Origin of the sequence: Limnobaculum zhutongyuii (assembly GCF_004295645.1) — a bacterium.
Lineage (GTDB): Bacteria > Pseudomonadota > Gammaproteobacteria > Enterobacterales > Enterobacteriaceae > Limnobaculum > Limnobaculum zhutongyuii.
In genome coordinates this window covers 899,929-921,998 of sequence record NZ_CP034752.1, presented here as the reverse complement: position 1 = coordinate 921,998, position 22,070 = coordinate 899,929, and the positions used below count along the sequence as shown (strand labels likewise).

Here is a 22,070-nt window from a genome sequence, read left to right as displayed (position 1 = left end):
AGGACCGGATTAAATTAACAGTGATGGTAATAAAGCAATCAGGGTGATGAAAAGTTAACGCTCTTCACCACCCTAAAATTTCATTAAATCAAACTGCTAACCAATAAATTCCGTCGTTGCCTAGCGCCCGTAGCGTTCAAAAATCTCTTTAGCCGCAGCATCATAGGCCTGAGCTTTCAGTTCCATTATCTGTTTCAGATCTTTTGAATCCCGATTATAGCGACCGCTAACCGATGAGTTTTCAAATACTTCCGGCGTAAATGTCACCCAACGTCCGCTCAGCACATCAATCAATGCGACCCGCAGCACAATGCGCATATGTTGCGTTTCATCTGGCAGCACCCCACCCACAAACGGTACCCAGGAAACCACTTTAGTCACTTCGTTCTCTGAACCGCTTTCTAACTGCCCCCAGTAAACGATGATCTTATCCTGCCCACCGTTGGCTGCGGTTAAACGCAGCAGGCGTGGATAATCCGTCGTCTCTTCCGTTACCGGCTGAGCGTTGTAACCACGATAACGTTGAGAATTTGGTGGAATCCCGGAGAATACCGCCACTGAATAATACTCTTTTAGCGCTTTTTGCATTTCAGCATCCGGCGTCATGGCCCCAGACTGAATCAGTAAAATGGAGGAGTCTTTCGGCAAACGGAAGGTATAGCGAGAATTATTCAGTGCAGTTTTAATATCTGCATCGCTGATACCCTGCTTTGGCATTGCACCCAGTACATCCTGATCCGATAACTCACCGGCATAAAACTGGTTACGCCCATTATCTGCATTAGAAATAGAGCGCACCGAACATCCTGACACTATCAGCGAACCTAAAACCACCAGCATCAATAAGCGACACTGTTGTGTTATCCATTGTTTCATTGTTATCCCTAATTGTCTTTTTTATAGCCAAAAATAATTGAGCTCAGAGGAAGTTTCGTCCACAAACAGTCTCGTGTATGAATAAACCTTAGCGCAGGTGGCCGAGCAGGAGGCGCTAAGGCGAGCGCCTCCTGCACCTCCGCGCCTTCGCACACGAATCCAGGTCGCTACGCGACTTCCCTCCGCCATCGTTCGGGCTTACGCACCGGCGCAGAGCCGCTCCCGGCGTCGCTGCGCCTCGACTGGCCTCCATGCCAGTCGTGCTACCATCTCTCAGTTGTCGGCTGAATTCCAGTGCTCAATGGAAAGGTCAAAACCAAACGACACGACCTTCAATTCAAAATACTTATTTCCTCGCGGCAAGCGATCTCAACAATACCCCAATGGTGGTTCCATTATGCAACAGGGCACTCAATGTCGGGGATAGTCGTCCCATCGCTGCTGCTAACATAATGGCGCTGTTAATCCACTCGGTTAGCTTAATGTTGCTGTTCACCAGCTTCATTGCATCAACGGCCAGCTCACGGGCCGTTACTACACCGTGCAGAGAGTCTTGCAACAGTACCGCATCCGCCGCCTGTTGAGCTAGTTCTGTGCTTTGGTTCATCGCCAGACCAACATCTGCCTGAGTCAGTACCGGTGCATCATTAACGCCATCGCCAACGAACATCACGCGACAGCCCTGTTCCTGCAATGACTGAACCACGCTAACTTTACTTTCCGGCGTTGCTTCAGCGAAGAACTGGTCAATGCCGAGATCTTTAGCCATTTGCTCGGCTTTGTGCTGTTTATCGCCGGTTAACAAAATAACATTCTTAATGCCTAACTCACGCAGTTGGCTGATGACCTGTGCAGCTTCATCGCGCACATTATCCTGCAGACCAATCATACCCACCAATTGCTCATTAAGACTAATAAACAACAGATGGCGGCCCTGCTCTTCCAACTCTTCGATTTGAGTCTGGAACGGAGAGAAATCAATATGGTAATGCTCTCGCAGGAAATGACGACTGCCGATCACCATGCGGTTACCATCAAGCTCGGAAATTAATCCGTGAGCAATCACATACTCCACTTCGCCGTGATTAATATGCGGCAGCTCGTGTTCCTGCGCCGCGCTTACTACCGCGCGCGCCAGAGGGTGATTGCTGTGTTCTTCTACCGACGCGGCGATTGCCAATAGCCGTTTAGCCCAGGTATGTTTCGGGTCAAAACTAACTACATCAGTTACCAGCATATCCCCGTATGTCAGGGTACCGGTTTTATCGAACACCACGGTATCGATATCTGCCAGTTGCTCAATGGCACGGCCTCCTTTGAGCAATAGCCCGGAGGTTGCCGCTTTGTACATTACCGATTTAAACGCAATTGGCGTACTCAGTTTTAAAGCGCAGGAGTAGTCGACTAAGAATACCGAGGCCAGACGATTCCAGTCGCGAGTCAGTGCAAATACGCCAGCACCCGCCCCCAGAGTAATAGCCACTCGGCGATCGGCCATTCTTTGGGTAACCTGTTGAGTTTCACTGCGCTGACCGAGTGATTCGGTAATAAAACGACGAATATTTGCCGTTGAAGACTCGTCCCCTACTCGCTCAGCACGTACCGCAATGTTACCGTCCTGAACCTGAGTTCCGGCAAATACCCAGGCACCGGCTTCACGGCGTACCGGCACGCTTTCTCCGGTCATGGATGCCTGATTAATTAAACCAATACCGCGCAATACGCTACCATCTGCAGGAATATTATCGCCAGGCCCCAGCAGCATGACATCGCCGTTTACCAGCTCTTCTGCATTGATTTCCTGACTTTCACCATCGCGTTCAACCCAAACCGAGTGATACTGCGGCTGCATCAGCTCAGACAGTAGTTCATCAGAATGACGGCTGGTTTCTTGCTCAAAATATTCCCCCAGCGTCAGCAACGACTGCGTCAACATTGCCGTTCGGTAATCACCGCGAGCAATCGACAGGCTAAGCGCCAGCGCATCCAGTACTTCAACCTTTAGTTCACGCTGGCACAGTGACTCAACGCCTTCGGCAATGGTGGGCGCCATTAATGCCATTGCTGGCAGTGCAGACCAGCGCTTAGGTAAAAACTGGGTTGCGGCCAAACCGGCCAGATTTAGCAAATTATCACCACCGCAATATTCCGCTTCGTACTCACTGTCAGTGGCTGAATCCCAATCAATGGCATTCAACTGTGCTAACAGCTTTTCCGCATCAGTTTTACTGGTGTGATAAGTTAATACGGCAGAAGCCGCTGCCGGGCGCAGGCGCACCATTTTCACTCCAGTGAAAGAGAGCAGATGGGTTTTAAGCCATCCGGCAACGTCCGGTTGCTCTCGCAACTGAACAATGCGCACTCTCAGTCGACCAGGTAGTTGGTGGACTGGCTTAACGGTATATGAATGGGTCATCGGGCAGTTACTCGCTGTCCTGATCTTTTTCGCGATAGTAATCCAGCTCTGCCTGAACATCCGCCAGACGCTCTTTCAGCTCTTCTACTTCACCACGAACCGCGCCCCAGGCTTTGTTAGCCGTTGCGCCAATGCTCTTTTGTACATTGCGGTTAGACAGCAGATAAGCAATCGCAGCACCGGCGACGATACCGGTAATCAGATGAGCCCGACTATTGTCCGCCCGATAAGGGGTTTGCGGTGCTGACTGGTCCATCGGATAAGGCGCGTAAGGATTGTAGTAAGGGTTATAGTAGTAAGGATTATTCGGCTGTTTCATCTGCGCCTCGCTTATTCATTGAGTCTAATAGGTACAGTCCGGCAGCACCTGCGCTGAGTACCGTCAATAATGTCAGTACCGGGCGGCCTGCGGTAGCGTTGGCTACCGTCATAGCAGCGCCACTGACCAAACCGGCTTTAGTGGCATCAATCAGAACTTTACTGGTTGCCTGTTCCAGCGTCTTCTCACCGCGCTGATACTGACGCCACTGCTCCACACCGGAAGCCGTTGCGCCAACCAGAGCACCGGCGATTAACGCCCGGCTGGCTGGGTTCATGCGATCGCTATTATTACTCATCCGCTTTCTCCTGCTCACGATGGCGTTCTACCGACTCCTGAAAGCCTTCTTTGCCAGCCTGAACCGTATCACGGAAAATAGCACCGCTGGTCATTACGCTCTCTTTCACGCTTTCAGCGGTGGTTTCCGCCTTCTCTTTCACTTTACTACCGCCGCTTTTCAGCATGTCGCCAGCATTAGCAAAAGTTTGCAGCAGCGTATTACGTACGCTTTCATTACCTAAAATCAGCGCTGCGGCAGCACCAATCATGGCACCTTTCCAAAACTCTTTATCATCAACACCAATGGTACTAATGATATTTTTGAATAATCCTGCTTGCTCTCCCATCAAGCCTTCAACCATACCTTGCGCCTGTCCACTCCAGTCAAAACCGGGGGCCATTTGCTGCGGGGCTGGCTGTTGGAACTGAGGTGGAAACTGTTGGTATTGTGGCGGCATGGGATAGCCCATTGGTGGCTGACCGCACATTGGATGCCACATTGGGGGATGAGGAGGCCACATCATCTGCTGAGGCATTGGTTGCCCCTGCTGCTGAGGATAGGGAGGATAATAAGGATAACCGTAAGGTCCGTAGGGTGGCATCCCTTGATATTCAGGGATCTCCTGATCGTTACTCTTTTTGTCTTTTCCCATCTTCAGTTCCTCACTTAATTAGATTCTGGCGGAGAGATAATTGGCAGAATTTCAGTCAACGCTTGCTCGGCAATCCGATCGTCATCACCAAATAGCTGTTCCAGTAATTTTGGCGGCAAACGTTTAGCGTCATACTCTAATAATAGACTTCCGGTTGCACTATTAAGGGTATAGCTGCGTAAACAATTATCTTTGCCACAAAGTTCTTCTAATGCAGATAACTTACTTTTACTCAGCCCGGCCACCAGCTTATTGGTAAAGCGCAGCCTGATGCGGCCAGGGATATGGTGGGCAAGCTCAACAAAACGGCGCAGCGCCATTAACCCACTAAAACTATCAGAACTCATTTCACATCCTAAAAAAATCAACCGTTCTGCCGGGGCAGAACGAAGGAGCCATATTAGTTACAGCTATCATATGATGTGACCTGATGATTTAAAACACTTAAACACACTTGTTTGGAAGTAAATCAGATTTATGCCGGGAAATAGAAAAACCGTAGCATCAAGAAGTAGAGATATTACGCAGAAATTGGTTAATAACAGTACTGGACAGTGCACAAAGCTTAATGTAAATTATTCTCGTTATCTTTATCATTCAGGTGGCCGCCATGAGTAGTCCATATGTTCATCAGACACAAAACCGTGTTCGCATTCGTTCTGATTATATTCAACAGCATGCTGCTGAAGTGACAGATTTGATTGCAAAACTGGAGTTAGTGCCGGGAATCACAGAGATTCAATACCGTCGCTACGCGGGTTCTGTGGCAATTCGTTTCGACAGCAAAGTGATCAGTGCCGCGGCCCTGTTGGAAACGGTAGAAAGCTATGGCTGGCTGGAAAACAGCGAAGAGCGCGATTTCATCAATAATGCAGTACGCCTGGGGGCTAAAACCTTGCTGAAAGGTATTGCCTTAACCACGTTGAAGCGCACACTAGGTGGTTCACTGGTTAGCGCTGTTGCCGCTATTGCCAGATAAAACGCGGTATTCTGCTGCTCCTGTTATATAGAAGGTCCATATTGATAAATGTGGGCCCTTTTAGTTAGCGCCCTTTTCGTTGCCACATGGCTAACCCAACAAAACTGTCCACGAATTCGTCTCCCTCCTATTTCTCTCTATCTCCACTTATCCTGTTTTCAGATATTAGATAAAGAAACTGCGCCTCCCGACACAGTCCTTTCCTGAACAGGAGGATATAATCGAGACCTACGTATTAATAACTCCCAACGATTTGAAAAATAAGAAGGATAAAATATGAAAGTAGGCGTTATCGGTGCTGGCGCAATGGGTGCGGGCATTGCTCAGGTGTTTGCTGCTGCGGAAGGCTTCACTGTGGTTCTCGCTGATATTAAGCAAGAATTTGCAGAGAAGGGAAAAAACAACATCGTCACCTCACTGAATAAACTGGTGGATAAAGATAAAATCGCAGCAGACCGTGCTAAAGCGATTGCCTCCAACATTGCTCCCGGTTTGCCAGAAGATGTTTCCGACTGTGATCTCATCATCGAAGCGATCGTCGAAAATATTGATGTTAAACGCCAGCTGTTTAACAACCTGAAAAACATCTGCCGACCTGACGCCATTTTCGCCTCTAATACCTCTTCACTGTCCATTACTGAACTGAGCGCCGGAGTGGATCGTCAGGTTATCGGACTGCACTTTTTCAACCCGGCCCCCGTAATGGCACTGGTAGAAATTGTCGTAGGTTTAGGTACCACCGATGAGATGGTGACCAAAATGCAGGAGATCGTCCAGCAGGTTGGTAAAGTTGCCGTTATCTCTAAAGATGCGCCGGGATTTATCGTTAATCGGGTGCTGATTCCTATGGTTAATGAAGCCATTGGCATCTATGCCGATGGTACCGCCAGCGCAGAGGATATTGATACCGCGATGAAGCTGGGAGCCAATCACCCTATGGGACCACTGGCGCTGGGCGATTTAATCGGTCTGGATGTCTGTCTTGCTATTATGGAAGTACTTTACTCAGAAACTGGCGACTCAAAATATCGCCCTCACATTCTGCTGCGTAAGATGGTCAGAGGTGGAGCATTGGGGAGAAAGAGTAAGAAAGGATTCTATAGCTACGCCTGATATTAAACTCCGGCATTCGTAGGCCTGATTGTAACGACAGTCGGGCCTTTGTGCTTTTATAGCGGTATTATCTTAATGCAGCTCGCATCAGTAAAAGCTATCCACATTAAGCAAAACGTTTAGCAGCACACTGACAAATACCACCACTTTTAGCCGGACAGCGCTTACAGGGTGGAGATTTAAAAGGTAAGCGTAAAATTGCCGGAGGTGCAATGGAATTGGGCTGAATGCGCATATTACCAGTGCTTCCGTTTCTCACTGGCTGGCGTGGTGTTGGGACGTTATAGCCGCCATGATCAAACCAGTCCAGCAGTGGCTTCAAAGGTTTTGATACTTCAACCAGCATGCTACCCATCACTTGCTGAGAGAGTTCACTCCAGATTGAATCAGAGGGTTCTGATTGAGTGCTGCGGGGGTGAGAACCCGGTAAAACCGCAGGACGGACAAGATTCTGAAGCGCACGATCCCCCGCCTTATTTTTGCTTCCTTGCTTAGACGCTTTTTTGTGTAACTTTTTCAGTGCCTTAAGGGCTGATGACATAAAATGGTGCGCCCGCAAACAATAATGAGAATGATTATCTATATTATTAAGCAGTTTTCAATACTTTTCCACCAACAGATGCTCACGTCTGACGCAATACTTTGCTAACATATGCCCAAATTTTAATTGTCACATATATCGACACGGGACTAGTTATGAACAATATCGATTTTCCAACCAACGCGACACCGGAAGAAATGGCCAGAGAGATTTCCGGTCTGAAAGCCATTCTGACGTTAATGCTGATCACTATGGGTCAGGCGGACGCAGGAAAAGTGATTCTAAAGATGGAAAGACTGATTGCCGATCATCCGGATATGGCGGAAGCCGAAGCCTTTAAAGGTATCGTTCAGCAAATGCGACAGGCATATCGTCAAGAGAAGTGCTGATAGGTTTTTTGGGTTTGAGAGCCCCGCGTTAGGTCTAACGCGGGGCTTTTTGTTGTTGATGAGTAGATTTTTTATATGAAATCGACCTCTGAGAATATTCCGGCCGTAAAGGCAATCGGCCCATATTATCATTGTGCTCGGCCGGTAGGCCATTGGTACTTGAGACCAAAGAGCGCCGAGCCTGAGTTGACTACGGGCAATTACAAAACACCGAAGGTGTTTTGACCTTCAGGCCAGCGCTAGCGCTGTTCAAACAGGCTTTGCCTGTTTGTCGTTGGCTTACGCCAAGTCGCCCCCACGGCACCCTCTCCCGACGATTAACTTTCTAATGTTTTGACCTTTATCTTTTGACCTTTATCTTTTGACCTTCAAGAGCACTGGAATTCAGCTGACGACTGAGAGAGGCCAGCACGACCCGCATGGATGCGGGTCGAGGCGCAGCGACGTCGGGAGCGGCTCTGCGCCGGTGCGTTAAGGCTGAACGAAGGAGGAAGGCAGTCGCCATCAGGCGACCTGGATTCGTGTGCAAAGGCGCGGGGGGGCATTCGCCCTAATGCCCCCCTGCTCGGCCACTCGTACAAATGCTAATCCAAACGCTGCACTATTTAGTGGACGAAACCAACACTAAACTCAATGCTTTTCATTACGTTGGCGATCATCCTCAAGAATATCATTCCTATAATTCACCCACCCATTAACCCCCAACGTCACCGCCAAAATCCCCCCTACCGTCCCCAACGAAACCGCAATCGGAATATGGTAGAAATCAACAATCAGCATCTTAATACCAATAAATACCAGAATCACCGCCAGACCATACTTCAACATAGTGAATCGTTCCGCTACGTTAACCAACAGGAAGTACATTGCCCGCAGGCCCAGAATGGCGAACAGGTTTGAGGTAAGTACAATAAAGGGATCGGTAGTCACTGCGAAGATCGCCGGAATACTGTCCACGGCAAAAACGACATCACTGATTTCTACCAGAATCAGCACCAGAAACAGCGGTGTGGCAAACAGTACGCCGTTGCGGCGGGTAAAGAAACGCTCACCTTCCATATTATCGGTCATGCGAATATGGCTGCGGATCCATTTCACCAGCGGTTTATCGCCAATGCTGGATTCATCATCCTCTTTCACCAGCGCCATCTTGATGCCGGTGAACAACAGGAAGGCACCAAACACATACAATATCCAGCTAAATTCAGAAATCAGCCAGCTACCGGTAAAGATCATGATGGCACGCAGGACAATAGCGCCTAACACGCCATATACCAATACCCATCGCTGTATGGCTACAGGAACAGAGAAGTAGCTAAATATCATCAGCCAGACGAACACATTATCTACCGCCAGCGCTTTTTCAATCAAATAGCCAGTGATAAAAGCCAAAGCCTGAGTATCAGCCACCTGCTGACCAGCAGTGTCTTTCAGATACCACCATAAACCAAGTGCAAATAGTAAAGAGAGCGTAATCCAAACGAACGACCAGGCCGCAGCCTGTTTAAAAGACATCGCTCCGCCTTTCTTTTTGCCCTGCCCAAACAGGTCAATCATTAGCATCACGATAACGATAAGTGTAAAACTTCCCCACAGTAACGGGGTTCCAATAGTATTCATTTGGGGTCTCCTCTGGCCTCTTATCTCAGCCTGCTGTTTAAAACTATAGTTGTTTTAAACAGCGTGACTAACAGATACAGAAACCTAACCTTCAGACATAAAAAAACGGCAACGTCGGAAGACGCAGCCGCTGTTTTAGCTAGCTATAAGCGCACCTCGCCTTCCGGCAAGGTCTCACTTACAACCGAAGGTTGCCTGGTAACCGGATGTATATGCATACATCGTATTGACGATTAGCCAGCTTGGAAGTTACTCCCCTTTGCAAAGCAAAAGATACGTATTCTCGTTACCAGAGTCAAGAGGGTGGAAAACTTAAATGATGCTAAGGTGAATAAAACTATCCATTGGGTTGGTGAAAAATGAACTGATAACCTGATGAATCATATTTTCTTATTTAATTATATTATTTATTTGCACTTATTTTCTTATTGGTTCTATAATAAATATATCCGATGGAAATATAATAAAGTATCAACAATGAGCCGTTAGGAAATTAAAAATATTAAATATCACTTTTGATTCTTTATATTTTTATAGTCAAATAAAATCCTCATGAAAAGTATCATTACTGGTCTGTAACCCCTCCCCTTAAAATAAAATATCAATTCTGATTCTTTAAAACTTTTTATTCAAAAATGGTTTTGTGATCGAGATTGAGCATTATTTTATTTTAATTTGTTAAAGTTCCTGCCGTGACGAACCCACGCATTATTTCTTAATAAAAAGTTAGTTTATCACCGGTATTAATTCAATGCCGCGGGACCATTTTAATAAAAATTTACTTTGGGGTATTTATGGACACTACTCAAACCACAACAACCACAGCAAGTATTGCGCCTGCTTCCAGTTTAGGCTGGCGTAAATCTGACACCATGTGGATGCTGGGCCTGTACGGCACAGCTATTGGTGCAGGCGTATTATTTTTACCAATTAACGCAGGTATTGGCGGTCTTATTCCATTAATTATTATGGCACTTATCGCTTTTCCTATGACCTATTTTTCTCACCGTGGATTAACGCGCTTTGTTCTTTCCGGTAAAAATCCTGGTGAAGATATTACCGAAGTAGTAGAAGAACATTTTGGTGTTGGCGCAGGTAAATTAATTACCCTGCTATATTTCTTTGCAATATATCCAATCCTGTTGGTTTATAGTGTTGCGATTACGAATACTGTAGACAGTTTTATTGTTCACCAATTAAATTTACCATCACCTCCGCGTGCTATTTTATCTTTAATTCTTATCGTGGGATTAATGACTATAGTTCGCTTTGGTGAGCAATTCATTGTTAAAGCAATGAGTATTCTGGTATTCCCATTTGTTGCCGTTCTGATGTTATTAGCTTTATATCTGATTCCAAACTGGACCGGTGCAATATTCGAAACAGCCAGCTTATCATCTACCGCTTCTGCAACCGGCAATGGTCTGTTAATGACCCTGTGGCTGGCAATTCCGGTAATGGTGTTCTCTTTCAACCACTCACCGATTATCTCTGCATTTGCCGTAGCTAAACGTGAAGAGTATGGTCAAAACGCAGAACGTAAATGTTCGCAAATTCTGGCTCGCAGCCACATCATGATGGTTCTGACCGTTATGTTCTTCGTATTCAGCTGCGTACTGAGCCTGTCTCCTGCGGATCTGGCGGCAGCGAAGGCACAGAATATCTCGATTCTGTCTTACCTGGCTAACCACTTTAATACTCCAGTCATTGCTTATATTGCTCCAGTGATTGCTTTCATCGCGATTACCAAATCATTCCTGGGCCACTATCTGGGCGCTCGTGAAGGTTTCAACGGTATGGTCATTAAATCTCTTCGCGGTAAAGGCAAGAGCATCGAACTGAGCAAACTGAACCGCATCACTGCCCTGTTCATGTTAATTACTACCTGGATCGTGGCAACACTGAACCCTAGCATCCTGGGTATGATTGAAACTCTGGGTGGCCCAATCATCGCAATGTTACTGTTCCTGATGCCGATGTACGCCATTCATAAAGTTCCCGCTATGCGTAAATACAGCGGTCACATCAGCAACGTGTTCGTCGTACTGATGGGTCTGATTTCCATGTCAGCCATTGTTTACAGCCTTATCAGCTAACAGTCGTCCAACATGATGTTGTAAGGAGATTCCATGATTAGCGTATTTGAAATTTTTAAAATTGGTATAGGTCCTTCCAGTTCCCATACAGTGGGTCCGATGGTAGCCGGTATCCGGTTTATTGAAGACCTGAAAAGTAAACAACTGGACAATCTGACCACCGATATTGTTGTTGATATCTACGGTTCTCTGTCACTGACAGGCAAAGGGCACCATACCGATATCGCCATCATCATGGGTCTGGCTGGCAACAAACCGGACACGGTAGAAGTCGATTCCATCCCTGGCTTTATTCAGCAGGTACATGACACCGGTACTTTACCTATCCGCTGTGCTGACAACTCGCTGCGTCGTGTTGGACTGACATTGAATTTCTCAGATAAGACGTTGCCCCTGCATGAGAATGGTCTGACATTCCATGCTTACGACAACAATATTCTGCTCAGCAGCAAAACCTACTACTCTACCGGCGGCGGTTTCGTGGTAGATGAAGAGAACTTCGGTAAGGAATCCACCGCTGAGGTAACGGTTCCTTACCCATTCTATTCAGCTAAAAACCTGCTTCGTCACTGCAAAGACAACTGTTTGTCCCTCTCTGCGGTGATGATGAAAAACGAAATTGCTCTGCACGGTAGAGAAGAGGTGGAGCGTTACATGGCACTGGTATGGGAAACCATGAAAGGTGCTATCCATCGTGGTATGAGTACTGAGGGTGTGTTGCCCGGTCCATTAAAGGTTCCGCGCCGGGCTTCTGCCCTGCACCGCATACTGCAAACTCATGACCGCTTATCCACCGATCCAATGACAGCGATGGACTGGGTGAACATGTTCGCCATGGCCGTCAGTGAAGAGAACGCCGCCGGTGGCCGCGTGGTTACTGCGCCAACCAATGGTGCTTGTGGCATCATTCCAGCGGTTCTGGCTTACTATGACCACTTTATTCAACCGGTGACACCCGAAGCTTATACCCGTTATTTCCTGGCGGCAGGTGCCGTAGGATTACTGTATAAGATGAACGCTTCTATCTCTGGTGCTGAAGTGGGTTGTCAGGGGGAGATTGGCGTTGCCTGTTCAATGGCGTCCGCCGGTCTGGCTGAACTACGGGGGGGTAGCCCGGAGAAAGTGTGTAATGCCGCAGAAATCGGTATGGAGCACAATCTGGGTTTAACCTGCGATCCGGTTGCCGGTCAGGTTCAGGTTCCTTGTATTGAGCGTAATGCCATTGCCGCCGTCAAAGCGATTAACTCTGCCAGCATGGCGATTCTGCGTACCAGCGAACCGCGTGTCTCTCTGGATAAAGTTATCGAAACCATGTACGAGACCGGTAAAGATATGAACGCCAAATACCGTGAGACCTCTCGCGGTGGATTAGCGATTAAGGTCGCGCTGTGTGAGTCCTGATAAAGACTAAATATTGATAATAAATATCCCCTATCCGGCATCACCGTACAGGGGATATTTTTTTGTCTGCTAACATGTTCTGAAGTAACGTGCTATTTCTTTTCCGGCTTAAACCACGGCCAGACTACATTACTTTTCGCTGCCAGGGTATACCAGTTGCTGTCGTCCTGTGGCACGTTTGACTCCAGTCCGGCGGGGTTTTTATCCCCTTCCCCTTCACTTTCGCCGCTCTTTTTGCGGATGCGTACCGGGGCTTTTTCCGCATCAGGGGTGATCTGAGCGTTAAACGCCCTGACTTCAGAATCAAATAAGATCCCTTCCAGCTGATGCAGGCGATCTAAACCACGAAGGATACCAATCAACGTACTTAACGTGACGGCTTCCCCCATTTCTACGCGCTTAATGGTAGCGATACCCACTTGCGCTCGTTCTGCCAGCTCAATCTGAGATAACCGCATGGCAATACGCGTCTCTTTAATTCTGCGGCAAAGCTCAGAAATGATTTCGCTATCGGATACGGTATTAAATTTCATGGCTGTACCTGATGTGTTGCAATTGTCTGTTGCTATTATACCTACTAACTGTGGTGTTATATAAAATGAATTAAATGAATGTGATCTTCCCCCTGCAGGAATGCTATTTCCCGGGAAATAACACAGCCTCACTACAGAGGAAAAATCACCGCTAACAACAATAATTATAGTTCACGACAGGCTTTCAGGCTTAGCTTTTGCTTACCGTTGCTGTCAAAGTTAGCTTCACTCAGCCAGCGCTCCATACCCGCTTTAATTACCGGCCATTCGCTATCCAGAATGGAGAACCATGCGGTATCACGGGTACGTTGTTTATAGACCACCGCCTGACGGAAAATGCCCTCGAAGGTAAAGCCTAAGCGTTGCGCTGCCGCACGAGAAGGGGCATTGAGGTTATCGCATTTCCACTCATAGCGACGGTATCCCAACTTGTCAAAGGCATAACACATCAGTAAATACTGTGCTTCAGTGGCAATTCGAGTTTGTTTCAGCAATGGAGAAAAGGTAACGTGCCCCACTTCCATCACACCGCTCACTTTATCGATACGCATCAAAGCAATAGTCCCTACCGCACGGTTAGTCGCCTGATCGACAATGGCAAAATGCAACGGATCGGTGGTGCCGGAAGCCTGCTCGACGTGTTGAAAATACAGCGCCTGATCCTCAAACGGACCATAGGCCATATAGGTCCAGTCACGACCATCAGGAGCCTGACTAAAAGCATAGAACAGGTCTTCTGCATGACGTGCTGCCTGTAGCGGCTCCAGACGGCAATATTCGCCAACGAGCTCAATACGCTGTGGGTGCTGGCGCGGTTGCCAGTCCGTAAGCGTTTCACCAACAGGTTGTTGATACTGATTCAAAGTGTGGGACACTGAAAGACTCCTTCGGTGTGAATTGGTGTTTTTATTACTTTAACCTCAGGTGATGACAATAGTAAGAGCCGATGAGTGAATTTTTAAACCATTATTTTATTCAAAACAAAACCGCCAGCATCAGAAAATGCTGGCGGTTAACCGATGAAGCAACAGTGAATCATTAACTGTCAGAGCTTTACAGCGTCACTCCACTTTTAAAGATAGCCAGCTCACGGAAATCATTCACTTCATTACAGGTTAACTTACCGTTGACCACGCTAACGGTGTAATCAATAAATTGACTTAACAGTTCGTCCATCGATACACCATACAACAGCTGTCCGGCATCAAAATCAATCCAGTGAGGCTTTTTCTTCGCCAACTCGCTGTTGGTTGCCAGCTTCATGGTAGGAACAAAACCACCATAAGGGGTGCCGCGACCGGTAGAAAACAGCACCATATTGCAGCCAGCACCGGCCAAAGCGCTGGTGGCTACCGCATCATTCCCCGGAGCGCTAAGCAGGTTTAAACCCGACGCTTTCAGGCGTTCGCCGTACTTAAGCACATCAACCACCTGACTGCTGCCTGCTTTTTGAGTACAACCCAGCGATTTCTCCTCCAGGGTAGAAATCCCACCGGCTTTATTTCCCGGCGATGGGTTTTCATAAATCGGCTGCTGATGGGCAATAAAATAGCTTTTGAAATCGTTAATCATACTCACGGTTTTCTCAAAGGTCTGCTGGTTGCGGCAATGATTCATCAAAGCCTGCTCGGCACCAAACATCTCCGGCACTTCGGTTAACACCGTGGTTCCACCGTGAGCAATCAGAAAGTCAGAAAAACGCCCCAGCAGAGGATTAGCGGTGATACCTGACAATCCATCAGAACCACCGCACTCCAGACCAAAGCGGACTTCACTCAGCTTGCCCGGTTGACGGCGGTCATGGCGCATCGCCTGATACAGCTCATTCAGGTATTCAACGCCCGCTTCCACTTCATCGTCATATTTTTGGCACACCATAAAACGGGTTCGTGATTCATCCACTTCACCCAGAGTACGGCGAAACTCATCGACCTGATTGTTTTCACACCCTAACCCAATCACCAAAACCGCACCGGCATTTGGATGGCGCACCATGTTCTGCAACATGGTGCGGGTATTTTGATGGTCATCACCGAGCTGAGAACAGCCAAAAGGATGGTTAAACAGGTAAACACCATCAATATCGTTTAAATTCGCATGTTGCTGTTTAAAACGCTGAAGGATCTGACGGGCAATACCGTTTACACAACCAACCGTTGGAATAATCCACAGCTCATTGCGGATCCCTGTCAGACCGTTGTTACGACGGTAAATCGCTACTTCAGGATCCGCCAGCGGAGAAGCGAGTGAAACCGCTACCGGATGGTACTGATAATTATCCAGCTCACCTAAGTTGGTTTTAAGATTTTGCGAATGTACATGCTCACCGGCAGCAATCGGTTGTAAAGCATGGCCAATAGGCAGGCCATACTTTATCACCTGCCCGTCAGCGGCAATCGCTTCAAGAGCAAACTTGTGTCCCCGGCTAATCGGCTGTTTAAGCACCAGCGATTGCCCGTCGACCTCAACGATGGCCCCATCCATTAAATCCTGTAGCGCTACGGCAACATTATCAGCAGGATGAATTTTTATCATGTGTTTCATAGTTGATCCTGACTGTCGTTCATTGGCTAAAACAGTACTGATTTAGCGCTGCTCTCATGCCGTTTTCCTGAATTGCCTGTAGCTGTTCAGCCACTAATGACACCAGCCCCGGAATAGCCGTTAAATCCTGTTCCCAGTGGGTGGTTTGAGACAACACATCAGTCACCAGATCGATTAGCAAAATCTGGCCGCTTTGCTGTTGTGACCAGAGGCTGGCATAGCGCGTTAACCAGATGTCGTCATCCTGTAATGGTGTTATCTCATCACCGCGTTTGCCGGTATAGAAAGCAATCAGCGCCGCCAGCGCAAAGGTCAGATGCGTTGGTAATTTTCCATATTGACGCTGATATTCCACCAGTTGAGGCAAAATACGGGTACGGTACTTAGTCATCCCATTCAGGGAGATAGACAGTAGTTGATGCTGAATAAAAGGATTCCGGAAGCGGCTAATTACCGCATGTGCAAATGAGTTCAGTTCATCTTTTGGCAGTGACAGCACCGGAACAATTTCATTAAAAATGGTTTGTTCCACAAAGCGATTGATCTGTTCGTCATCCATCGCCTGACCGACATAATCAAGACCAGCCAGATAAGCAACCGGCACCAGAGCCGTATGGGCACCGTTCAGAATCGCGACTTTGCGCTCTTTGTAAGGTTTAATGTCGTCGACAATCAGAATATTCAGCTTCAGCTTATCCAGACACAGCGTCTGTTCCAGCCAGCGAGGGCCCTGAATCACAAACAGGTAGAAATACTCGGCAGTATCCAAAAAGGTATCCTGATAGCCCAGCTCTTGCTGCAAAGCATCGACTTCATTACGCGGATAGCCGGTAACAATCCGGTCAACCAGCGTTGAACAGAAAGTATTGTGTTGTTCAAGCCAGGTCACAAATGCTGTCGGCAGTTGCCACAGGGTCGCATAACGCAATACTAATTCGCGTAGGGCATCACCGTTGTAATCAATCAGTTCGCAAGGGATCAAAATCCAACCCTTATCTGCCGCACCGTTAAAATGGACGAAACGCTCATACAGCAAACGGGTCAACTTGGCCGGATAGCTGGCTGGTGGTGCATCATCCAGTTTATCGTTCGGATTAAAGCTGATGCCCGCTTCGGTAGTATTAGAGAAGACGATGCGGATGTTTTCATCCTGCGCCAGCGCCAGATAGTCATTGAACTGCTGATAAACATTAATTTCACGGTTAACTGAACGAATTAAACGGGTTTCCCGAACGGTTTCCCCTTGCTCATTCAACCCACGAATAATCGTGGTATACAAACCATCCTGAGTACTCAGCGAAGGGGGAAAATCACTATCAATAGGACGAACCACAACAACCCCGGCATTCAGGTCAGTGTTTTCGTTTAATAAATCAATCTGCCAGTCAATAAAGGCGCGTAAAAAATTCCCCTCACCAAACTGAATAATCTTATCCGGGTACTGAGGGCCGGGAAAATTCTGACGATTTAAATTCTGCATAGTTTTACCCTAATTCTATTGACCGATGGGAGGAGAGCGCTACCGCACTCCCTCTGATTACGGATGACAAAAGTCCAATACGGACAGGCGGTAGCATTACTCAAGCTCGATGGCGAAATAGCGTTTAGCGTTGTCAAAACAGATGTTTTTCACCATTTCACCCAACAGTTGAATATCTGCCGGAGCTTCGCCATCCGCCACCCAACGGCCTATCATCTGGCACAGAATGCGGCGGAAATACTCATGGCGGGTATAGGAGAGGAAACTGCGGCTATCGGTCAGCATGCCAACAAAGTGGCTCAGCAAACCCAGCTGGCTAAGCTGCATCATTTGACGCTGCATGCCATCTTTCTGGTCGTTAAACCACCAGCCGGAACCAAACTGCATCTTGCCCGGAATACCTTCCTGCTGGAAGTTACCGCACATGGTGGCCAACACCTCGTTATCACGCGGATTCAGGCAATAAAGAATGGTTTTCGGCAGCGCATTATTCGCCGCTTGCGCATTGAGCAGACGGGACAAAGGCAAAGCCACAGGCGCATCGTGGATGGAGTCAAAACCGGTATCCGGCCCTAAGCGTTGCAGCATGAAGGCATTATTATTACGCAACGCGCCAATATGGTACTGCTGTACCCACTGACGCTGATGATATTGGCTACCCAAAAACAACAGTACGCCGGTTTTAAACTGGGCTACTTCTTCCGTTGATAGTGAGTGCCCCTGAAGCGCACGGGCCAGAATGCCATCCAACGTTGCTTCATCCGCTTGCTGGTATACCACTTCATCCAGCGCATGGTCGGCGATACGACAGCCGTGTGCGGCAAAATGGTCCAGACGCTTGTTTAACGCATCACACAATTCACTAAAACGATGAATAGAATTGTCTGCTGCGGCCTCCAGACGATGGATATATTCAACAAATGCCGGTGAATCAATATTGAATGCTTTGTCCGGACGCCAGCTTGGCAATACCTTAATTTTAAAGCTGCCATCCTGTGCAATCGCCTTGTGGTGCTCCAGTGAATCGACCGGATCATCAGTGGTTCCTGCCATTTTGACATTCATTTGTTGCATGATGCCGCGGGCAGAGAAGCGCTCTTGCTCCAGCAGTTGATTACAGCGGTTCCATAAGTCATCGGCAGTTGAGGAAGAGAGTAAAACGCCGGTAATACCAAAGGGACGACGCAGTTCTAAATGCGTCCAGTGGTAAAGTGGATTACCAATGGTATGGGGAACGGTAGCGGCCCAGGCTTTAAACTTCTCAAGATCTGAGGCATCACCAGTACACAAACGTTCAGCCACGCCGTGAGTACGCATGGCACGCCACTTATAGTGATCCCCTTTCAACCAGATGTCATATAGGTTTTTAAATTTGTAGTCGTTGGCGATTTGCTCTGGGGGCAGGTGGCAATGGTAGTCAAAAATAGGCTGTTCTGCCGCGTAGCCATGGTATAGCTGACGGGCGAACTCGGTATCCAGTAAAAAATCTTCAGTTAAAAATTGAGACATGGAATGATTTCCTTAGTCAGAGTGATTCGCTGTTTATATCATTCTATAAGTTGTTATACCAATATCAAAGTGAGTTAGATCTCATTTTTGTAATCTTCACCTTTTTACAGCCTGTCACATACCTTACCCTGTCGACTAATCATTAACAAACCCTACTATTAGCTAGTGGTTGCACGATGTTACCCATAATATTCTGGTTTTTGTGATATACCTCAACCAAGAAAGATATATGACAGGTTAACATAAGCTATCAACCAAAATACAAATTGATACCTTTGGCTCTACCTTAAACCTCCACTCAAAAAAGGAATAAGAAGGATGAAACTAAAACCACTATTAGCGAGTCTTTGCCTTTCAGTACCGCTGATGATGACCTCGATGAGCACTGTCGCGGTTGAAAAAATCACCCTGAAACTGGCTCACAATCTGGATCAGGAACATGTGGTTCATAAAGCAATGGATCAGATGGCAAAAGAGATACAAGAAGAGTCTGGCGGTAAGATGCGTGTACGCATCTATCCAAACGGTCAGATGGGTGGCCCACGTGAAACCATCGAAATGATGCAAAACGGTGCGCTGGATATGACCAAAGGTAGCGCCAGTGAAATGGAACCGTTTGCCAGCGCATTCTCCGTATTTAGCCTGCCATACCTGTTTAAAGATGATGCTCACTTTAAGCGCGTTCTTTACGGACCGGTTGGTCAGGAACTGATGAAGCAGACTGACAGCAAAGGATTTGTGGCTATAGCTGCTTACGTGGCGGGTACTCGCAGCTTCTATGCTAAAAAGCCAATCAACTCTCCGGCGGATATGAAAGGCATGAAGATCCGCGTGGTCTCTACTCCAACCACCAATAAAATCATCGAACTGTTAGGCGCTTCACCGGCACCCATTCCTTTTGGTGAAGTGTATACCGCCCTGCAACAAGGGGTTATTGATGGCGCAGAAAACAACGAGCCGTCTTACTTCCAAACCCGTCACGTTGAAGTCGCCAAGTTCTATACCGAAGACCAGCACACCAGCGTACCTGACTATCTGGTTATCGCATCTAAAGTCTGGAACGGCATGAGTGACGAGCAGCGTGCAATTATTACCAAAGCGGCCCGCAATTCTGAAGTGTATCAACAGAAGTTATGGGATGAAGAAGTCACCAATTCACGTAATAAAGCACAAGAGATGGGCGCTACCTTTATCACCGTTGATAAGACCCCATTCCGTGAAGCATTAAAACCGCTGTATGACGATTTCAGAAAAGACGCCAGCGTGGCGGAATGGATGACCAAAATCGAAGGCGAAGCAAACAAGTAATGTCTTTCCAATAGCGGTGCTGAAGGGGTTGATAAATGCCGTTGTTCAGCCCGCTATTTTTATGGAACAAACAACATGCCTATTGAAAAATTAAAAAAGCCAATTGATTGGTTTATCGCAACATTCTCAGTCGTCATGATGGTGATACTGGTGATTTGCGTCGTCTGGCAGGTGTTCAGCCGCTTCGTCCTCAATAGCCCCAGCACGATGACGGATGAGATTGCCCGCTTTAGTATGATTTGGGTTGGTTTATTAGGTGCCGCTTATACCGTTGGCCTGCAAAAGCACCTTTCCATTGACCTGTTTACCTTAAACCTGACCGGCATTAAGCGCCGTATCAGCAACATTATTATTAATCTTTGCATCTGCGGTTTTTCCGGCGGTGTGATGATTTGGGGCGGTTATACCCTGTTAGCAAAAGTGTATGAGTCTGGTCAGGTTTCCCCTGCCATGCAGGTACCTATGGCTTATATCTACATAGTATTACCAATAAGCGGCATCATCATGGTGTATTACAGCCTGCTGTTTATCATCGATGCTATCGTCAATCCCGGGACAACAGAGGAGAGTAAATAATGGAATGGCTCACTGCCTGGGAATGGTTTGTTCCCCTTGTTATGTTGATGACCTTTGTCATCCTGGTTTTTACCGGTGTCCCTATCTCTTTTGCTATTGGTATTGCCACGCTGGTCGCTGGCTCACTGATGTTGCCCACCGATGTTACGTTAACCATCTCCGGCCAAAAGATAGCCACTGGACTCGATAGCTTCTCGCTGCTGGCGATACCGTTCTTTATACTGGCAGGCTCGCTGATGAACAGCGGGGGCATTGCCCACCGCCTGATTAATCTTTCTCAAATTATGGTGGGTCGTATCCCGGGTTCTTTGGGGCACGTTAACGTGATGGCCAACATGATGTTCGGTTCGATTTCCGGTTCAGCGGTTGCCGCCGCGGCGGCGGTTGGCGGCACCATGGCACCCATGCAGAAAAAAGCAGGCTATGAGCCCTCTTTCACCGCTGCTATTAACGTCACGTCCTGTATCTCCGGCCTGCTGATTCCGCCGTCAAACGTGCTGATCGTTTATGCGTTGACCGCAGGCGGTATCTCGGTAGCCACTCTGTTTATGGCCGGTTATATTCCGGGCATTCTGATGGGCCTGAGCGTCATGTTAGTCACTTACATTATCGCCAAGCGCCGTAATTATCCGATGGCACCACGTCCTACCATGCAAATGGTAGTAAAAGCTTTTCTGGATGCGATCCCAAGCCTGCTGATGGTGGTGATCGTTATGGGTGGCATTTTGGGTGGTATCTTTACCGCAACCGAAGCCTCCGCCATTGCGGTAGTTTATACCTTTGTACTTTCGGTACTGATTTACCGCGAAATTAAATTTAAAGATCTGCCAAAAATCATTCTTGATTCGGTGGTCACTACCTCTATCGTACTGTTCCTGATTGGCGTTTCTGTTGGTATGTCATGGGCCATGACCAATGCAGATATCCCTTATATGATTAACGAAGCGTTAATCAGCGTATCGGATAACCTGATTGTCATCCTGCTGATCATTAACATTATTCTGTTAATCATCGGGGTGTTTATGGATATGACCCCTGCGGTACTGATCTTCACCCCGATCTTCTTACCTATCGTTAAATCGATGGGAATGGATCCGGTGCACTTCGGTATTATGATGGTATTCAACCTGTGTATCGGACTCTGTACCCCGCCGGTTGGCAGTGCCCTGTTCGTTGGCTGCTCGGTTTCTGGCGTGAAGCTGCAAGACCTGCTGAAACCCATGTTACCGTTCTTTGCTGCATTACTGGTTACACTGTTTGCCGTCAGCTACATCCCTCAGCTCTCCCTGTTCTTGCCGGGTCTGTTTGGCATGAAATAAGGTTCTGCTTCATCGCTGGTACTGTATTTGGTGCCAGCGATGAACAGCTAAAAGATAAAAACCGCGATAAACCAATACTCTTCATTGATTTCAACACAACATAGTGAACAAATTCTATA

General features: G+C 47.5%; 21 protein-coding genes. 8 read left to right on the top strand and 13 right to left on the bottom strand.

Annotation, left to right across the window (positions count from 1 at the left end; all coding sequences use genetic code 11):
- Positions 1 to 120: 120 nt before the first annotated feature.
- The 6 genes from EKN56_RS03730 to EKN56_RS03705 all read right to left on the bottom strand — a co-directional run bounded on the left by EKN56_RS03730 (position 121) and on the right by EKN56_RS03705 (position 4,890).
- Complete coding sequence (locus EKN56_RS03730; protein WP_130590579.1) at positions 121 to 876, bottom strand: aminopeptidase; 756 nt, start codon at positions 874 to 876, stop codon at positions 121 to 123.
- Between the two features lie 346 nt (positions 877 to 1,222).
- On the bottom strand, positions 1,223 to 3,292 hold the full coding sequence (locus EKN56_RS03725; RefSeq protein ID WP_130590578.1) for a heavy metal translocating P-type ATPase: 2,070 nt from the start codon (positions 3,290 to 3,292) through the stop codon (positions 1,223 to 1,225).
- A gap of 7 nt (positions 3,293 to 3,299) precedes the next feature.
- A complete protein-coding gene (locus EKN56_RS03720; protein ID WP_130590577.1) occupies positions 3,300 to 3,611 on the bottom strand; it encodes a YtxH domain-containing protein in 312 nt (103 codons plus the stop codon).
- Positions 3,595 to 3,909, bottom strand: coding sequence for a hypothetical protein (locus EKN56_RS03715; RefSeq protein ID WP_130590576.1), 315 nt, complete (start codon positions 3,907 to 3,909; stop codon positions 3,595 to 3,597). The genes EKN56_RS03720 and EKN56_RS03715 overlap by 17 nt, the downstream gene beginning before the upstream one ends.
- Complete coding sequence (locus EKN56_RS03710; RefSeq protein WP_246019959.1) at positions 3,902 to 4,543, bottom strand: YtxH domain-containing protein; 642 nt, start codon at positions 4,541 to 4,543, stop codon at positions 3,902 to 3,904. The genes EKN56_RS03715 and EKN56_RS03710 overlap by 8 nt, the downstream gene beginning before the upstream one ends.
- A 14-nt stretch (positions 4,544 to 4,557) precedes the next feature.
- Positions 4,558 to 4,890 carry an HMA2 domain-containing protein gene (locus EKN56_RS03705; RefSeq protein ID WP_130590575.1) on the bottom strand — a complete coding sequence of 111 codons (333 nt, stop codon included), beginning with the start codon at positions 4,888 to 4,890 and terminating at the stop codon, positions 4,558 to 4,560.
- 263 nt (positions 4,891 to 5,153) lie between these two features.
- On the opposite strand from EKN56_RS03705, the gene EKN56_RS03700 reads away from it, so the two are divergent.
- Positions 5,154 to 5,522, top strand: a complete 369-nt coding sequence (locus EKN56_RS03700) for an HMA2 domain-containing protein (RefSeq protein ID WP_130590574.1) — start codon at positions 5,154 to 5,156, stop codon at positions 5,520 to 5,522.
- Between the two features lie 276 nt (positions 5,523 to 5,798).
- Entirely contained in the window at positions 5,799 to 6,635 is an 837-nt protein-coding gene (locus tag EKN56_RS03695) for a 3-hydroxyacyl-CoA dehydrogenase NAD-binding domain-containing protein (RefSeq protein WP_130590573.1), read from the top strand.
- 106 nt (positions 6,636 to 6,741) lie between these two features.
- Here EKN56_RS03695 and EKN56_RS03690 read toward each other — a convergent pair whose 3' ends face one another.
- Positions 6,742 to 7,176, bottom strand: a complete 435-nt coding sequence (locus tag EKN56_RS03690; protein WP_130590572.1) for a hypothetical protein — start codon at positions 7,174 to 7,176, stop codon at positions 6,742 to 6,744.
- A gap of 155 nt (positions 7,177 to 7,331) precedes the next feature.
- On the opposite strand from EKN56_RS03690, the gene EKN56_RS03685 reads away from it, so the two are divergent.
- Positions 7,332 to 7,565 (top strand): DUF2594 family protein, encoded by a 234-nt coding sequence (locus EKN56_RS03685; RefSeq protein ID WP_130590571.1) that lies wholly within the window; start codon positions 7,332 to 7,334, stop codon positions 7,563 to 7,565.
- A 630-nt stretch (positions 7,566 to 8,195) separates the two neighbouring features.
- Here the strand turns inward: EKN56_RS03685 and EKN56_RS03680 are convergent.
- Positions 8,196 to 9,185: a TerC family protein gene (locus EKN56_RS03680; protein WP_130590570.1), complete on the bottom strand. Its 990-nt coding sequence runs from the start codon at positions 9,183 to 9,185 to the stop codon at positions 8,196 to 8,198.
- Positions 9,186 to 9,979: 794 nt separating this feature from the next.
- On the opposite strand from EKN56_RS03680, the gene EKN56_RS03675 reads away from it, so the two are divergent.
- A complete protein-coding gene (locus EKN56_RS03675) occupies positions 9,980 to 11,281 on the top strand; it encodes an HAAAP family serine/threonine permease (RefSeq protein WP_130590569.1) in 1,302 nt (433 codons plus the stop codon).
- A gap of 33 nt (positions 11,282 to 11,314) precedes the next feature.
- Positions 11,315 to 12,682, top strand: a complete 1,368-nt coding sequence (locus tag EKN56_RS03670) for an L-serine ammonia-lyase (protein ID WP_130590568.1) — start codon at positions 11,315 to 11,317, stop codon at positions 12,680 to 12,682.
- A 92-nt stretch (positions 12,683 to 12,774) separates the two neighbouring features.
- Here the strand turns inward: EKN56_RS03670 and EKN56_RS03665 are convergent, their stop codons facing one another.
- The 5 genes from EKN56_RS03665 to uxaC all read right to left on the bottom strand — a co-directional run bounded on the left by EKN56_RS03665 (position 12,775) and on the right by uxaC (position 18,748).
- Positions 12,775 to 13,215, bottom strand: a complete 441-nt coding sequence (locus EKN56_RS03665) for a helix-turn-helix domain-containing protein (protein WP_130590567.1) — start codon at positions 13,213 to 13,215, stop codon at positions 12,775 to 12,777.
- 164 nt (positions 13,216 to 13,379) lie between these two features.
- Entirely contained in the window at positions 13,380 to 14,090 is a 711-nt protein-coding gene (locus tag EKN56_RS03660) for a GNAT family N-acetyltransferase (protein ID WP_130590566.1), read from the bottom strand.
- Between the two features lie 178 nt (positions 14,091 to 14,268).
- Positions 14,269 to 15,759 carry a UxaA family hydrolase gene (locus EKN56_RS03655; RefSeq protein ID WP_130590565.1) on the bottom strand — a complete coding sequence of 497 codons (1,491 nt, stop codon included), beginning with the start codon at positions 15,757 to 15,759 and terminating at the stop codon, positions 14,269 to 14,271.
- Between the two features lie 19 nt (positions 15,760 to 15,778).
- Positions 15,779 to 17,239 (bottom strand): tagaturonate reductase, encoded by a 1,461-nt coding sequence (locus EKN56_RS03650; RefSeq protein WP_130590564.1) that lies wholly within the window; start codon positions 17,237 to 17,239, stop codon positions 15,779 to 15,781.
- Between the two features lie 96 nt (positions 17,240 to 17,335).
- Positions 17,336 to 18,748 carry a glucuronate isomerase gene (uxaC, locus tag EKN56_RS03645; protein WP_130590563.1) on the bottom strand — a complete coding sequence of 471 codons (1,413 nt, stop codon included), beginning with the start codon at positions 18,746 to 18,748 and terminating at the stop codon, positions 17,336 to 17,338.
- Positions 18,749 to 19,066: 318 nt separating this feature from the next.
- On the opposite strand from uxaC, the gene EKN56_RS03640 reads away from it, so the two are divergent.
- The 3 genes from EKN56_RS03640 (at position 19,067) to EKN56_RS03630 (ending at position 21,951) form a co-directional block, all read left to right on the top strand.
- Positions 19,067 to 20,056, top strand: a complete 990-nt coding sequence (locus EKN56_RS03640) for a TRAP transporter substrate-binding protein (RefSeq protein ID WP_130590562.1) — start codon at positions 19,067 to 19,069, stop codon at positions 20,054 to 20,056.
- A 75-nt stretch (positions 20,057 to 20,131) separates the two neighbouring features.
- The gene (locus EKN56_RS03635) at positions 20,132 to 20,632 is read left to right on the top strand and encodes a TRAP transporter small permease (protein ID WP_130590561.1); all 501 of its coding nucleotides are present in this window, start codon (positions 20,132 to 20,134) and stop codon (positions 20,630 to 20,632) included.
- The gene (locus EKN56_RS03630) at positions 20,632 to 21,951 is read left to right on the top strand and encodes a TRAP transporter large permease (RefSeq protein ID WP_130590560.1); all 1,320 of its coding nucleotides are present in this window, start codon (positions 20,632 to 20,634) and stop codon (positions 21,949 to 21,951) included. Before EKN56_RS03635 ends, EKN56_RS03630 begins: the two co-directional genes overlap by 1 nt.
- The last annotated feature ends 119 nt before the right edge of the window (positions 21,952 to 22,070 follow it).

Coding starts and splice junctions, on each gene's coding strand:
- EKN56_RS03630 (WP_130590560.1), top strand. CDS start 20,632: ATGGAATGGCTCACTGCCTGGGAATGGTTTGTTCCCCTTGTTATGTTG.
- EKN56_RS03655 (WP_130590565.1), bottom strand. CDS start 15,759: ATGAAACACATGATAAAAATTCATCCTGCTGATAATGTTGCCGTAGCG.
- EKN56_RS03695 (WP_130590573.1), top strand. CDS start 5,799: ATGAAAGTAGGCGTTATCGGTGCTGGCGCAATGGGTGCGGGCATTGCT.
- EKN56_RS03725 (WP_130590578.1), bottom strand. CDS start 3,292: ATGACCCATTCATATACCGTTAAGCCAGTCCACCAACTACCTGGTCGA.
- EKN56_RS03675 (WP_130590569.1), top strand. CDS start 9,980: ATGGACACTACTCAAACCACAACAACCACAGCAAGTATTGCGCCTGCT.
- EKN56_RS03650 (WP_130590564.1), bottom strand. CDS start 17,239: ATGCAGAATTTAAATCGTCAGAATTTTCCCGGCCCTCAGTACCCGGAT.
- EKN56_RS03690 (WP_130590572.1), bottom strand. CDS start 7,176: ATGTCATCAGCCCTTAAGGCACTGAAAAAGTTACACAAAAAAGCGTCT.
- EKN56_RS03700 (WP_130590574.1), top strand. CDS start 5,154: ATGAGTAGTCCATATGTTCATCAGACACAAAACCGTGTTCGCATTCGT.
- EKN56_RS03705 (WP_130590575.1), bottom strand. CDS start 4,890: ATGAGTTCTGATAGTTTTAGTGGGTTAATGGCGCTGCGCCGTTTTGTT.
- EKN56_RS03665 (WP_130590567.1), bottom strand. CDS start 13,215: ATGAAATTTAATACCGTATCCGATAGCGAAATCATTTCTGAGCTTTGC.
- EKN56_RS03685 (WP_130590571.1), top strand. CDS start 7,332: ATGAACAATATCGATTTTCCAACCAACGCGACACCGGAAGAAATGGCC.
- EKN56_RS03710 (WP_246019959.1), bottom strand. CDS start 4,543: ATGGGAAAAGACAAAAAGAGTAACGATCAGGAGATCCCTGAATATCAA.
- EKN56_RS03680 (WP_130590570.1), bottom strand. CDS start 9,185: ATGAATACTATTGGAACCCCGTTACTGTGGGGAAGTTTTACACTTATC.
- EKN56_RS03640 (WP_130590562.1), top strand. CDS start 19,067: ATGAAACTAAAACCACTATTAGCGAGTCTTTGCCTTTCAGTACCGCTG.
- EKN56_RS03715 (WP_130590576.1), bottom strand. CDS start 3,909: ATGAGTAATAATAGCGATCGCATGAACCCAGCCAGCCGGGCGTTAATC.
- EKN56_RS03635 (WP_130590561.1), top strand. CDS start 20,132: ATGCCTATTGAAAAATTAAAAAAGCCAATTGATTGGTTTATCGCAACA.
- EKN56_RS03670 (WP_130590568.1), top strand. CDS start 11,315: ATGATTAGCGTATTTGAAATTTTTAAAATTGGTATAGGTCCTTCCAGT.
- EKN56_RS03730 (WP_130590579.1), bottom strand. CDS start 876: ATGAAACAATGGATAACACAACAGTGTCGCTTATTGATGCTGGTGGTT.
- EKN56_RS03720 (WP_130590577.1), bottom strand. CDS start 3,611: ATGAAACAGCCGAATAATCCTTACTACTATAACCCTTACTACAATCCT.
- uxaC (WP_130590563.1), bottom strand. CDS start 18,748: ATGTCTCAATTTTTAACTGAAGATTTTTTACTGGATACCGAGTTCGCC.